The 14,712-nt window shown below is 37.8% G+C and carries 12 protein-coding genes; 2 read left to right on the forward strand and 10 right to left on the reverse strand.

What is annotated here, in order from left to right; all coding sequences use genetic code 11:
• Positions 1 to 8: 8 nt before the first annotated feature.
• The 10 genes from uvrB to trmD form a co-directional block, all read right to left on the reverse strand.
• The gene (uvrB, locus tag LPB89_RS12000; protein WP_230702034.1) at positions 9 to 2,000 is read right to left on the reverse strand and encodes an excinuclease ABC subunit UvrB; all 1,992 of its coding nucleotides are present in this window, start codon (positions 1,998 to 2,000) and stop codon (positions 9 to 11) included.
• An 82-nt stretch (positions 2,001 to 2,082) separates the two neighbouring features.
• Complete coding sequence (locus LPB89_RS12005; protein ID WP_230702035.1) at positions 2,083 to 3,027, reverse strand: alpha/beta fold hydrolase; 945 nt, start codon at positions 3,025 to 3,027, stop codon at positions 2,083 to 2,085.
• A 249-nt stretch (positions 3,028 to 3,276) separates the two neighbouring features.
• Complete coding sequence (gene rlmF, locus LPB89_RS12010; RefSeq protein WP_230702036.1) at positions 3,277 to 4,227, reverse strand: 23S rRNA (adenine(1618)-N(6))-methyltransferase RlmF; 951 nt, start codon at positions 4,225 to 4,227, stop codon at positions 3,277 to 3,279.
• Positions 4,228 to 4,382: 155 nt separating this feature from the next.
• Complete coding sequence (locus tag LPB89_RS12015; protein ID WP_230702037.1) at positions 4,383 to 5,045, reverse strand: thiamine diphosphokinase; 663 nt, start codon at positions 5,043 to 5,045, stop codon at positions 4,383 to 4,385.
• 65 nt (positions 5,046 to 5,110) lie between these two features.
• Positions 5,111 to 5,554, reverse strand: a complete 444-nt coding sequence (locus LPB89_RS12020) for a DinB family protein (RefSeq protein WP_230702038.1) — start codon at positions 5,552 to 5,554, stop codon at positions 5,111 to 5,113.
• A gap of 18 nt (positions 5,555 to 5,572) precedes the next feature.
• Positions 5,573 to 6,394: a DUF4249 domain-containing protein gene (locus tag LPB89_RS12025; protein WP_230702039.1), complete on the reverse strand. Its 822-nt coding sequence runs from the start codon at positions 6,392 to 6,394 to the stop codon at positions 5,573 to 5,575.
• A gap of 36 nt (positions 6,395 to 6,430) precedes the next feature.
• A complete protein-coding gene (locus tag LPB89_RS12030) occupies positions 6,431 to 8,812 on the reverse strand; it encodes a TonB-dependent receptor (RefSeq protein WP_230702040.1) in 2,382 nt (793 codons plus the stop codon).
• A 133-nt stretch (positions 8,813 to 8,945) separates the two neighbouring features.
• Positions 8,946 to 11,168, reverse strand: a complete 2,223-nt coding sequence (locus tag LPB89_RS12035) for an NADP-dependent isocitrate dehydrogenase (protein WP_230702041.1) — start codon at positions 11,166 to 11,168, stop codon at positions 8,946 to 8,948.
• 1,068 nt (positions 11,169 to 12,236) lie between these two features.
• Positions 12,237 to 12,587, reverse strand: coding sequence for a 50S ribosomal protein L19 (rplS, locus tag LPB89_RS12040; RefSeq protein WP_007804248.1), 351 nt, complete (start codon positions 12,585 to 12,587; stop codon positions 12,237 to 12,239).
• A gap of 263 nt (positions 12,588 to 12,850) precedes the next feature.
• Positions 12,851 to 13,534, reverse strand: a complete 684-nt coding sequence (trmD, locus tag LPB89_RS12045; RefSeq protein WP_127336879.1) for a tRNA (guanosine(37)-N1)-methyltransferase TrmD — start codon at positions 13,532 to 13,534, stop codon at positions 12,851 to 12,853.
• A gap of 249 nt (positions 13,535 to 13,783) precedes the next feature.
• Between trmD and LPB89_RS12050 the strand changes: the two genes are divergently transcribed.
• Positions 13,784 to 14,146 (forward strand): hypothetical protein, encoded by a 363-nt coding sequence (locus LPB89_RS12050; protein ID WP_230702042.1) that lies wholly within the window; start codon positions 13,784 to 13,786, stop codon positions 14,144 to 14,146.
• A gap of 73 nt (positions 14,147 to 14,219) precedes the next feature.
• On the forward strand, positions 14,220 to 14,687 hold the full coding sequence (locus tag LPB89_RS12055) for a nuclear transport factor 2 family protein (protein WP_230702043.1): 468 nt from the start codon (positions 14,220 to 14,222) through the stop codon (positions 14,685 to 14,687).
• Positions 14,688 to 14,712: the final 25 nt, after the last annotated feature.

Consider the following 14,712-nt stretch of genomic DNA (forward strand, 5'->3'; position numbering starts at 1 on the left):
TGATGTTTTTAAGGCAATTGTTCCTGTAGTTTTTTAATATCATCACGCAATTTTGCAGCCTGTAAAAAGTCTAAATCCTTAGCTGCTTTTTCCATTGATTTTCGTTTTTCACGTATCATTTTCTCCAGATCCGGCTTGGACATGTATTTGGTGTCCGGTTCGGCAGCAGCTGTCAAAGTATGTCCCAGTTCGTATTCGACCAATGGATTTTTGGTAAAGGCACTTTCGATTTTTTTGTTTAAGGCCTGCGGTGTAATATTGTGTTCGGTATTGTAATTGATCTGTTTAGTTCTTCTGTAATTCGTTTCGTCAATTGTTTTCTGCATGCTGGCCGTAATTTTGTCGGCATACATAATAGCTTTACCGTTAAGATTTCTCGCTGCACGACCAATGGTTTGTGTCAGCGACCTGTGGCTTCGAAGAAAACCTTCCTTATCGGCATCAAGAATTGCAACAAGCGAAACCTCCGGTAAATCCAAACCTTCACGAAGTAAATTTACACCAATTAAAACATCAAAAATACCTTTTCGTAAATCCTGCATGATTTCAATACGTTCTAAGGTATCGACATCAGAATGAATATAACGGCAACGGATACTTACTTTGGTTAAATACTTGGCTAATTCTTCGGCCATTCTTTTGGTCAACGTAGTCACCAGAACCCTTTCGTCTAATTCACACCGAACCTGGATTTCTTCGATTAAATCATCAATCTGATTTAAACTCGGACGGATTTCTATAATCGGGTCCAGCAATCCCGTCGGGCGAATCACCTGTTCGACGTAAACACCGTCTGTTTTTTCTAATTCATAATCGGCCGGTGTTGCAGATACATAAATCACCTGATTTTGCAGCGCTTCAAATTCTTCAAATTTCAATGGTCTGTTGTCCATTGCGGCGGGCAAACGGAACCCGTATTCTACCAGGTTTTCTTTTCGGCTGCGGTCACCTCCGTACATAGCGTGAACCTGCGAAACGGTTACGTGACTTTCGTCAACGACCATCAAATAATCTTTAGGAAAATAATCTAAAAGACAGAAAGGCCTTGTACCGGGTAATCTTCCGTCAAGGTATCTTGAGTAATTCTCGATTCCGGAGCAATACCCCAGTTCACGAATCATTTCTAAGTCAAAATTGGTACGTTCTTCCAGACGTTTTGCTTCCAGATGTTTGCCTGTTTCTTTAAAATAATCAACTTGTTTGACCAGATCCTGCTGGATTTCCCAGATGGCACCCTGTAAGACTTCCGGGGAAGTCACGAACATATTGGCGGGATAAATGGTCAGTTTTTTGAATTTCTCAATGACCTGCGAAGTCTTGGCGTCAAAAGATTCTATTTCTTCAATTTCATCGCCAAAAAAGTGAATCCTGAAAGCATCGTCAGCATAACTTGGATATACTTCAACGGTGTCACCTTTTATTCTGAAAGTTCCGGGTGTAAAATCAGCTTCTGTTCTCGCATATAAACTTTGTACCAGACTGTGCAATAATTTGGTGCGTGAAATGACCTGATCTTTTTCTATGGCGATTACGTTTTTCTGAAACTCTACCGGATTTCCGATACCATACAAACAGGAAACAGAAGCAACCACCAAAATGTCACGGCGACCGGAAAGCAGGGAAGAAGTAGTGCTTAAACGCATCTTTTCAAGTTCTTCATTGATCGATAAATCTTTTTCGATGAAAACCCCTGTTACCGGCATAAAAGCTTCCGGTTGATAATAGTCGTAATACGACACAAAATATTCCACCGCATTATTCGGAAAAAACTGTTTGAACTCCGAGTACAGCTGTGCCGCCAAAGTCTTGTTGTGCGCCAAAACCAAAGTTGGTTTCTGCACTTCCTGAATAACATTGGCTACCGTAAATGTTTTACCGGAACCCGTTACACCCAGTAAGGTTTGGTATTTTTCGCCATCAACAACTCCTTGCGCTAATTTTTGAATGGCTTGCGGCTGATCGCCTTTTGGACTATAATCTGAGGAAACTTGAAACTCCATTTTTGAGGGATGAAAATTTTAGTTTTGTAAAGATACAAAGTTTGAATCCTATAAAATAGTGAGTTGAAATTAAAAATTCAGACTATTTCAAAAAGTCAATAATCGCATCGTTTACAATTTTGGGTTGATCTATGGTCAAAAAATGCCCCGCATCTTTTATTGTTTTTGTTTTACCGTTGACTAAGTATTTTTGCGCTCTTTCCAGGCTTTCCTGAGAATTAATGACATCCGTATCGCCAATTAAAACTAAAACCGGATTTGAAATGGACTGTAGTTCATCGTCTGAAAAAGGATGCATTTTAAGCATGCTCGAATTCGATTTTGCATATTTGTTGGCCAGATAAAATTGCCTTCTATAAACCGGACTAATTTTTTCAGGATGGGTAGCAAAAGTTTTTAATGTTTTTCCGAATTTCTTTTCACTCGGAAACAGTTTAAGCATCAAAGCAGAAGAGGTTTTTCCGACTTTATCGATAAATTTAAAGGTCTGCGCCGGACTCAGTAAAACGACTTTGTCAATTGAATTCTGCTTTTGAGTTGCCAGTAAAGTCGCAATCCAGCCCCCTCTTGAAGCGCCTATAATATCAAAGTTTTTTAATTTATAATACTTGAATATTTCGTTGTACCAAATGGCAATTTCTTCTGATGAAAGCGGTTTTGAGGTCATCGTTGATTTTCCGGGTTCCATCAGAAAGTCAATGGCGTAAACGCGGTAGGTTTTGGCTAAAGCTTTAATATTGGGATACCACATTGTAGAACTGGCATCCATACCGTGAAGCAAAACCAGGTCTTTACCGTTTTTTGGCCCGGCCATTACCACATGGGCTGTGCCGTAGGAGGTTTTTATATTTTCTTCTGTATACGGAATACCCCACAGTTTCAGGGACTTGTCGTAGGTAGTAATGTAGGCATTTCTGTCTTTTCTGGTTTGAAAAATGTAATCGTCAAATTTTGCCTGTTTTGTTGAAGAACAGCCAGCCAGCACAAGAAAAAACAGTAACCTGGAGAGTAGTTTTGAAATATTCATAAAATTCAATTTAGACTAAAGGTACTTCGAAAGGAGTCTCAATTAGTATTAGAATTTTAATTTAAAGTATCAAAATTACAATGTTGTGCAGTTTAAAAATGTGACAATTTAAAGTGTCGGATATAATTCACTGAAACTCTTGTTTTTTGTAATGAATTTCATCCTGAGCGAACTCGAAAGCTTGTTATATGAAAGGATTTCGGCTTCGCTCAGCCTGACAGCAATTTTAAATAACTCCAACGAGTTAATTTAAATTTTCCAGGTTTTCTGCTGGGCTTCCGTTAAGAACGTCCAGGCTACAATGCGGCTTGTTTTTTGGCCCTGCGCCATGTCTATTGTTTTGATCGAAGCAGCATTTACTTTGTTTAAGGTTTTATAAATACTCGAAAGATTCTCCCTTTTGGAAACCAGGGTAGTAAACCACAAACACTGCATTGGGTATTTGGCGCTTTCGTAAATCATTTGCGTTACAAAACCAATTTCGCCACCGTCGCACCACAATTCAGCATTGTGGCCTCCGAAGTTTAAAACAGGATTTGTTTTTTTCTTTTCTTTCGGATTCAGGTTGGAAACTTTTCTTACCGTACTTTGATTGGCATCTTCAGCTGAGGCATGAAAAGGCGGATTACAAATGGTAAACGTAAAACGATCTTCGGGTGTTATGATGTTTTTGAAAATAAAACGTGCTTCGGTTTGCTGCTGCAGACTGATCGCATCGATTAGTTTCGGATTGGCTTCAATGATTTTGCTGCAGTTTTCAATTGCTTTCAGATCAATATCTGTCCCTACGAAATTCCAGTCGTAAATCGCATTGCCTAATATCGGATAGATGCAATTAGCGCCTGTTCCGATATCAAGACCTAAAACCGAAGATCCTTCAGGCATGATTCCGTTGTTGGTTTCGGCTAATAAATCGGCCAGGTAATGGATATAATCGGCACGGCCGGGAATGGGCGGGCAAAGATAATTAGCCGGAATATCCCAGCCCTGAATGTCATAATAGGTTTGTAATAATGCCTTATTCAGCATTTTTACTGCTTTGGGATCACTGAAGTCAATAGTTTCGATGCCATGAACGTTTATCGCGACATGATTCTTTAATTCCGGACAATTCGAAATAAGAAGTTCGAAATCATAGCGGAAACGATGCAGATTTCTGGGATGTAAACTGTTTTTTTCGGAATTGTCTATTGTTTTCATTTTGTGAATTTGCGTGCAAAGATAGTCATTCCTTTTGGAGGAATGGAGTTATTGAAAATCCAATTTTTTTAAATTCCAAATTCCAAATTCCAAATTCCAAAAATCCAAAAATCCAAATTTCAAATACTATCGCTATCACGATAGAGCCATTATGACTAATCCATACACTCCATCAGCAGTAAATCGCCATCAGTATGTGTAATGGTTACGAGACCATCGTTTGCAACGGAATTACTGCTGCCGGTTCTGTAGCCAATGGTAAGCGTATCATTTTCCAGCGGATACTCTAAATTGGTAGAAAAAATACCGTTTACCACTCCAATCGGAATTAATGAAATCGGTGTTTTGGCCGTATACCATTTTTCGAATTTACGGGGCAGCAGAAATATTTTGGAATGATCGTCGAGAATGACAATTTTAAGTAAATTTCGGTAACGAACGATGTTTGTTAAATTTGTTATGGTATGATCGGCACGTCTTCCGGTGGCCCAAACCACGTTAGCAGCGGGAATTTTGCGATCAATCAAATAATCAAAAGCCTTCTCTAAATCGGTTTTGTTTTGGTCCGGTGTATACACAATTTCAATCGGATATTGGGCTGTTTTGTAGCTTTCAGGATCAAAGCCATGATCGAAATCTCCCAGAAGTACGTCAACCTTTATCCCGAGATCAATAACTCTTTCGATAGCCGAATCGAGAACGATGACCAAGGGTGACCATTCGAGTAACTGACCTAATAATTCCGGATCGCAGGCGGCTCCGTTGGCAATGATTAAAGCGGGTTCCTGGTCGTCGCGTACAATATGGTGTGAAGACATTTTTTTAATTTAATTTAATTTTGAATTCAAAGATATGGAATCCGGTAAACTTAGTCCGTGAAAGCCTAATCTAATAATCTTCTGTGATACGTGATTTGTCCTAAATGATAGGCTAAATGGGTGGAAAGATGGACCAGGAAAAATTCGGTGGTCATTTCTTTTTCGAAGACAATTAACGGATAAACAGCGTCCAGATCAGCATCGGTCATTGTATCAAGTGACTGGCGGACTACTAAAATAGTGTCCTCAATTTTTTGAATCAATTCGGTTTTGGGAATATCTTTCAATGAAAATTCCAGTTCACGATTTCTGATATAACCGGTTTTTCCGATTTCTGCCCCAATGTACGTATTGATGTTGCCGATTAGGTGCAGGCAAAGATTTCCGGCCGAATTCGAAATGTTTTTGTCGATTGCCCAGATTTGGGATTCATTTTGATAGGACGCAATCTCCAGCTTCAATTTGGTAAGATCGCGGTCAAAAAGCGATTTTAAGGTTTCGATTAACATAACTTTGTTTTGTTTGTATTATTCTATGATATATTTTTTGACATCAGTTTCGCTAAGGGAAAAATACCCCAGCGGATAATTGGCTTTATCAGTACTGTTTATAATATTGCCTTTTACGGTCGCCGGAGGGGATTGAAATGGCCCTCCAACATTGCTTCCGGCAATACTTACCAAGATGTTCATATAATTGTAATATTGCTCGGAAATGCCATAATGGATGATCTCAATCTGATCGCCTGCTTTTAAGTCTTCATCATCGGAGCTGCTGTAAATTTCGTTTCCCTGATAAAATTTATCCTCAGAGGCATAAAAGGTAGAAGTCACTTTACTGGAATAGGTATATTTGAATAAATAGAAATTATCTTCATTTCCCGGATCATTATAAAACGCTTTGACTTCAATGTCTTTTCCGGTAAAACCGCCTTCGTTGTTTTGTTCGATGCGGGTAATAGGCGCTACGGATTTCATGGTTTCACTTGCCGTATAGGTTAGGCCGTTTGTCACTACAGTCAATGTATATTGTGCATTGATTACAGGTTTGAAATTATTGCAGACGTAACGTCCGGTTTTGGAAACCTCAGTAAAATTGAATTGTTCGTTCTGGCTGTTTTTTATAAAAACAACTGCACCTGAAACAACCGGAATCTGATTTTCAAAATAACCCGTTGTGGTAGTTAATTTAATGGATTGCTGTGCACCATTTGTTCCTTTTCGCCAGTTGATTGCTGCTTCAATAACCAATTTAGGAGGAGCAGTATCCAGATCGACATCGACTACTTCTTCACAACTTGTAAAGAATAGGGATATAAAAAACGCGATTAATAAGGTTGCTTTTTTCATGCTATATTTTTTGTTTTCTTTTTACGGAAGAATTTTTTAAAATTTAAAATTATAACTAACGGCCGGTACAATTCCGAAAATGGAGGTCTGCACGGCTTCATTTGCTCCGCTATCCACATTTTGCCTGAAATTTATCGAAGCGGCATTTTGGCGATTGTACAAATTGTAAATGCTGAAAACCCATTCGCCTTTCCAATTTCTGTTTTTGTTTTTTCTTGAAGTCAAAGTAGCGGAGACATCCAGATGATGATAGGCCGGAAGGCGGTCTTCATTCCTTAATCCGTAGTTGGGAACTTTGATTCCCAAATATTCATATTGCGAATTCGGATAGGTGACCGGTTGTCCTGACTGCAAGGCGAAATTAGCGCCAAAGGACCATTTGTCGTTTAAATTGTAAGCAGATGTAATGGCTAAATTATGTGTTTTATCATAAGCAGAACTGTACCATTGCCCGTTGTTGATTCCGGTTTCTTCAGGAGCTCTTCCGGGAGTTTGCTGTTCTGATTTTGAGAGGGTGTATGAAATCCAGCCGTTAAATTTACCTTCGTTTTTCTTAAACATAATTTCTAATCCGTAGGCTCTCATTTGTCCGTTTAGAAGTACCTGTTCGATAGCATCGTTGGCAATTAAATCGGCACCGTTAATATAGTCCAGTCTGTTTTGAATTTCCTTGTAATACGTTTCCACTTCAAGCGAATAAGCCCCGTTATTGAGGTTTCTGAAATAACCCAGTGCGACCTGATCTGCGATCTGGGGTTTTATGTATTTGTCACTCGGCATCCAGACGTCCAGAGGAGTAGGTGATGAGGTATTCGAAATTAACTGAAGGTATTGTGCCATCCTGTTATAACTTGCTTTGAAAGACTGATCATCATTTAACTGATAGGAAACAGCAAATCTCGGTTCTAAATTATTGTAATCCTGAATTACTTTGTTTTTGCCAAAATAAGCTGTTGAAGTCGGCTTGCCTTTTTCGTAAATGGCTGTGTTGCTATTAAAAACAACAGGATTGTTATTCGCATAATAATTAACCGTGGAAGAACCCAGACGATAAAATAAACTATAGCGCAGTCCGTAGGCAACGGTTATTTTTTTAGAAAGCTGACTTTCGGCATCGAGATAGACAGAAGGCTCAAAAGCATATTTTTTATCTAACTGATCCGGATTAATTCCGGAAACTTCTCCGGTTGGCTTAATCGTTCCCGGATTGAATTCGTAATAAATACCGCTTACCCCGTAATTGAGTTTGAATTTGTCTGAAATATAATGTTTGAAATCGTATTTAATATTGTAATTTTTAATTCCCGAATCCCATTTGAAACCCACGAAATCCAGATCCAGTCCATAATAGTAGTCGCTGTAAATCAGCGATAAATTGGAGAATAATTTATCAGAATACAAATGATTCCAGCGCAGGTTCAGTGTGGCATTTCCGTAAGTATTGGAAAAACTTTTGTTGATACTGAAAACATCCCGGCCAAAATAGCCGGACAGGTATAAACTGTTATTGTCGTTTACCTTATAACTTAATTTGGTGTTTAAATCATAAAAATAGGCCGCATTATCTTTGTTGTCCTCTGATAATTTTAAAAATAAATGGGCGTAGGAAGCTCTCCCTCCAATTAAAAAGGAACCTTTGTCTTTTACGAGTGGTCCTTCGGCCAGAAGACGGCTGGAGATTAATCCGATTCCGCCATTCATATGAAAATCTTTGCTGCTTCCGTCTTTCTGGTAAATATCCAAAACAGAGGATGCTCTTCCTCCGTAACGGGCAGGAATCCCGCCTTTATACAATTTTAAATCTTTAATGGCATCCGGATTAAAAACCGAGAAAAAACCAAATACGTGGGAAGAATTAAATATAGTCGCTTCATCCAGTAAAATCAAATTCTGATCGGCACCGCCGCCACGGACATTAAATCCGGAAGCGCCTTCACCCGCATTCGTCACACCGGGTAATAACAAGATAGATTTTAAAACGTCGACTTCGCCCAACACCACCGGCATTTTTTTGATGGTAGCAATAGAAAGTTTGTTGGTACTCATTTCAGGAGACTTGATATTGGTTTTTGCTTTGTTATCGGTAATGACCACCTCCTGAAGTTCTTCTCCGCCTTCATTCAGGGAGAAATTATTTTTGGTATTTTGATTTAAAAGAATTGTTTCCTGAATGGACTGGTAACCCACATAACTGATTTCAATTTGTTGTTCCCCGGCAGGAATAGTTAACGAATAAAAACCATATTCGTTTGTGGTAGTTCCTATTTTTAATGCCGGAACATAAATGTTGACGCCAATTAAGGTTTCGTTGTTTTTATGGTCCGTAATAGTGCCGCTTAATGTGAATTTTTCCTGGGAAAATGAGGTAAGTGAAAATAGGATAATGATAAGAAATATGAAACTATTTTTTGAAATCATTGTATTGGTTTTGAATTACATAGTTAGGAATTCTTACGAAATATTACCGCGGAACGATTGTTAAACATTAGTTAAGAAAAAAAGGCAGCCGATGAGGGCTGCCTTGGATATAGAAGTAGAAAATACTGGTGTATTATTTAATTTCAGCAAGAATTGCATTGAATGTCGCACTAGGGCGCATTGCTTTGCTCACTAACTCAGGAGTTGGCTGATAGTAACCGCCAAGAGTTTGTGGTTTTCCCTGAGCTCCGATTAATTCCTCGTTAATTTTAGATTCGTTCGCTTCAAACTGAGCAGCGATCGGAGTAAAAATAGCTTTTAATTCAGCATCTTTATTTTGGGCAGCCAAAGCCTGAGCCCAATAGAAAGCAAGGTAGAAATGAGAACCACGGTTGTCAATCTGTCCTACTTTACGAGCCGGAGATTTGTCATTTGCCAGGAATTTATCGTTGGCCTGATCTAAAGTTTCAGATAAGATAATAGCTTTAGAATTGTCTAAAGTTTGTCCTAAATGCTCCAGAGAAGCACCAAGCGCTAAAAACTCTCCTAATGAATCCCAACGTAAATATCCTTCTTCTGTAAATTGCTCTACGTGTTTTGGAGCAGAACCTCCAGCACCGGTTTCGAACAAGCCACCGCCATTCATCAAAGGAACGATAGAAAGCATTTTAGCTGAAGTTCCTAATTCTAAAATCGGGAATAAATCAGTCAGGTAATCACGTAAAACGTTTCCTGTTACAGAGATAGTGTCTAAACCTTTAATGATTCTGTCTAAAGTAAATTCAGTGGCAGCAACAGGGTTTAAAATACGGATATCTAAGTTTACAGTATTGTAATCTTTAAGGTATTTTTGAACTTTTACGATTAATTCTCTATCGTGTGCTCTGTTTTCGTCTAACCAGAAAACAGCAGGAGTATCAGATAAACGTGCTCTGTTTACAGCCAGTTTAACCCAGTCCTGAATCGGAGCGTCTTTTGCCTGACACATTCTGAAAATGTCGTTGGCTTCAACGTTCTGCTCCATTAAAACAGTTCCTTGATTGTCTACTACACGAACAACTCCGTCAGCACTCATTTGGAAAGTTTTGTCGTGAGATCCGTATTCTTCTGCTTTTTGGGCCATTAAACCTACGTTAGGAACACTTCCCATTGTTTTAGGGTCAAAAGCACCGTGTTTTTTACAGAAATCTATAGTTGCAGTATAAATACCAGAATAGGCACGATCCGGGATAACAGCGATAGTATCTTGTTGTTTTCCTTCTTTGTTGTACATCTGTCCCGAAGTACGAATCATTGCCGGCATAGAAGCGTCAACAATAACATCAGACGGAACGTGTAAGTTAGTAATTCCTTTATCAGAATTTACCATTGCCAAAGCCGGTCCGTTTTCGATTGCTTTTGTAATGTCAGCTTCAACTTCAGCCTGTTCCGGTCTTCCTGCAATTTTTGCATAGATATCACCTAAACCATTACGGGTATCAATATTTAATTCAGTGAATAAAGTTTCATATTTTTTGAAAAGATCAGCAAAATAAACTTCAACGATAGCGCCAAAGATAATTGGATCTGAAACTTTCATCATAGTAGCTTTTAAGTGTACAGAAAGTAAAAGTCCTTCTTTTTTTGCATCAGCGATAGCTTCAGCAGCAAAAGATTTTAATTTTTTTACACTCAAAACAGAGCTGTCGATAATTTCACCGGCTTTTAGAGGAGTACTTGCTTTTAAAACAGTTGTAGTACCGTCTTTGGCCACGAATTCGATTTTTACATCATCAGCCTCTGCAACAGTAAGTGATTTTTCACTTCCGTAGAAATCACCGTTTGGCATTGAAGCTACTTTAGTTTTGGAATCAGCAGACCAGGCACCCATCGAGTGTGGATTTGCTTTAGCAAAATTCTTAACCGCTCTTGGAGCTCTACGATCTGAGTTTCCTTCACGTAAAACCGGATTAACGGCAGAACCTAAAACCTTGGCGTATTTTGCTTTGATTTCTTTTTCAGCATCGTTTTGTGGATCTTCCGGGAAATTCGGGATGTTGTATCCGTGCGATTGCAATTCAGTAATAGCAGCCTTTAATTGTGGTACTGATGCTGAAATGTTTGGTAACTTAATGATGTTAGCTTCCGGTTGCGTCGCTAACTGACCCAATTCTGCCAATGCATCTCCCGTTTTCTGAGCATCTGTAAGGACTTCAGGAAAGTTAGATAAAATTCTGCCTGCCAAAGAGATATCTCTGGTTTCAATAGCGATACCGGCAGTAGCAGTAAAAGCCTGAACAATTGGTAACAAAGAATAGGTCGCTAATAATGGCGCCTCATCAGTTAAGGTGTAAAAAATCTTTGAATTCTGTGTCATTTTTTTTTTTTTTTATAATCGTATCGCCAAGGGATGGTGATGTAAAAGGTATATTCGGCTCAGAATGAGCGGAGCAAATATAATAAAATCACTGCGAAAACGGTATAGTTTTACCAAGAATTACCGAAATTATCAGATTGTTATTTCGAACTCGTTTAATTATCAAATCGATGATTTTGGTATTAAAAAATTACAGTTTTGATGAATCACAGATAAAAGTTGCTGATTTTGAAAAAAAAGAAACTTTTTCGGTTGTGTAAATTCATTTTACAACTATTTTTTTTGGGATATAATGTTTAGTTATCAGTGTTCTATAAAATAAATTGCCTCCAGCTTTAGCTGGAGGTTATAATAAAGCTGGTGCACTGGCTTTAGCCAAATTTTCGAAAAGAGGTTCAAATCTGTAATTTGGCTAAAGCCTTCAGAGGAATTCATTTTTACCTCCAGCTAAAGCTGGAGGCAATTCAATTCAAATTTTTATTTAGCTGTTTCAGGTTAGGAAACATTTTTTTTCTTTTTGATGATATAATGTTTAGTTATCAGTGTTCTATAAAAATAAATTGCCTCCAGCTTTAGCTGGAGGTTATAATAAAGCTGGTGCACTGGTTTTAGCCTAATTTACAAAAAGGGATTCAAATCTACAGTTTAATTTGGCTAAAGCCATCAAAGAAACTCATTTTACCTCCAGCTAAAGCTGGAGGCAATTCAATTCAAATTTTTACTTAGTTGCTTCAGGTTAGGAAACATTTTTTTTTCTTTTTGATGATATAATGTTTAGTTATCAGTGTTCTATAAAATAAATTGCCTCCAGCTTTAGCTGGAGGTCATAATAAAGCTGGTGCACTGGCTTTAGCCAAATTTTCGAAAAGAGGTTCAAATCTGTAATTTGGCTAAAGCCTTCAAAGGAATTCATTTTTGCCTCCAGCTAAAGCTGGAGGCAATTAATTCAAATTTCTATTTGGTGTAAAATAAAAGCATTCAAGGAGAGTTTTGATTCACAAACAGGCACAAAAAAAAGCTCGTTTCAAATAAATGAAACGAGCTTTTTTATAACAAAGAGATAAATGATTATCTTCTTTTATCTTTAATCTTAGCTTTTTTACCAGTAAGTTCTCTGAAGTAGAAAATTCTCGCTCTACGAACAGCTCCTTTTTTGTTGATTTCAATTTTTTGTAAAGCTGGTAAGTTTACAGGGAAGATACGCTCAACTCCGATAGCACCAGACATTTTACGAATAGTAAAAGTTTCTGTGTTACCAGAACCTCTTCTTTGAATAACAACTCCTTTAAAAAACTGAGTTCTTGTTTTTTCACCCTCTTTAATTTCGTAGAAAACTGTAATAGTATCTCCAGCTCCAAAAACAGGGAAATCTTTTTTAGCAACTAATTCGGTTTGAACGAATTTCATTAAATCTGCCATGATATCTTTAATTATGGTTTTTATTATAGAGCAACATTCACGGATCTCGCCAGAGGTTAGTCTAATTCGGGTGCAAATGTAATTAAAAAAAGTTAAATTCCAATAAATTTAAATTCCAAATTCCAATTTCTTAACTAGCTGACTTTTTGGTGATTGGTAGTCTCGGTTTTCAGTCTCAGTTTTCAGTCTCGTTCTCAGTTGAAGTAGTTTTCAGTCTTGGTTTTCACATTCCTACAACTGCGACTGTGACTGAACACTGAAAACTACTCCTGTCCTTCGAGTAAATCCGGTCTTCTGTTCTTCGTATGTTCATACGCCATATCCTCGCGCCATTTGTCGATTTTGGCAAAGTGACCGCTGGTTAAAACTTCCGGAACTTTCCATCCTTTATAGTCTGCGGGTCTTGTGTATATAGGTCCTGAAAGTAAATTGTCCTGGAAACTATCTGTCAAAGCTGAGGTTTCATCGCTCAAAACACCCGGAATTAATCGGATTAAGGCATCTGATAAAACCAAAGCGCCTAATTCGCCGCCCGATAATACATAATCGCCAATCGAAATTTCCTTGGTAATAAAATGATCGCGAACACGCTGATCCACACCTTTATAATGACCGCATAAAATGATGATATTTTCATACATCGACATGGTATTGGCCATTTTTTGATTCAGTGTTTCCCCGTCCGGTGACATATAGATGATTTCGTCGTACTCCCGTTCGCTTTTCAGGTGCGTGATGCAGGCATCAATGGGCTGAACGGTCATGACCATTCCGGCACCGCCGCCAAACGGATAATCGTCGACACTTTTTTGTTTGTTGGTCGTATAATCCCTTAAATTATGAAAATGAACTTCTACCAGGCCTTTGTCAATGGCACGTTTCATGATCGAAGCCTCAAACGGGCTTTTTAATAACTCAGGTAAAATGGTGATGATGTCAATTCGCATTTTTTCTCTTCAATAGTGTAAGCGGCAAAGATACAAAGTAAATAGTAGTGAATTTTAAAGTTTTGAAAATTCGGGGAATAACAGATAAAAAGGTATTTTTAGATGTAACAGTATATCTTTTTTTTGTGAGGATCATGGTTTTAATTAAAAAATAACATGTTGATAAACATAGTGTTGTGTTTTTGTTGTCAAAAAAATATTACTTTTACTTAAGAAAACCGGAATGTCACTAACAAATCAGTATCACTCATGAAAAAGCTATACTTATTGACAGTTATGTTGCTGCTTACTGCAGCCTGCACCAGTACTAAAAAATCCATGGATAGCTGGGTCGGAAAAACAAAACAAATTTTTATTAAGAATTCAGGACCACCTGTTCGTACCTTTCGCCATGATGACGGAGAAATACTTATTTATGCCGACCAGATTTATAAAAAAGCAGATAATACAAATGGATCTCCAATGACTGCCTCAAACTATTGGGAATATCTTTTTGTCTATATAAATAACGAAGGAAAAGTTACATCCTTGAGAAATGAAAAGCAAAATTTTCCACCGCAGCAAATTGATGCCAGCGTACTCAGGCAGACAAATTCAATTAGTGCCAAATAAAAAAAAATCTTCCGCAGAATGATTCCTTTTTTACTTAATTTAGGATACGATATAAAATCCTCTAAATCCTGAAATGATGAAGAAAATATTTTTGGTAGTAACCACAGCGCTATTAGTTGTTTCCTGCAATAATCAGGTAAAATCACCCAATTTAGATCCAACTGAAAAAGAAAAAATAGTAAAACAGTATTTTGAATATTTCAACAAACATCAGTGGAAAGAAATGGCAGCGATGTACGCGCCGGTATCTGATTTTAAAGATCCGTCATTCGGAAAAGAAATGATTACGCAGACCAGAAAACAGACTATTGATAAATATACATCGCTCAATGCTCTTTTTCCGGATTTGCATGATGAAATTGTCAATATCTATCCTTCAGATGAGAGACATATCATTGTAGAATTTGTTTCTACCGGAACAGCTTCGGACGGTTCGAAATTTAAGCTGCCTATTTGTACCATCTTTACCATTGAGAACGGAAAAATAACCAAAGATTTTACCTATTTTGATAATTTTGATGATTCAAAATCTAATAAATAAACTTAGTTTTACTTTCTGAATTACA

Origin of the sequence: Flavobacterium sp. ENC (assembly GCF_020991415.1) — a bacterium.
Classification (GTDB): Bacteria; Bacteroidota; Bacteroidia; order Flavobacteriales; family Flavobacteriaceae; genus Flavobacterium.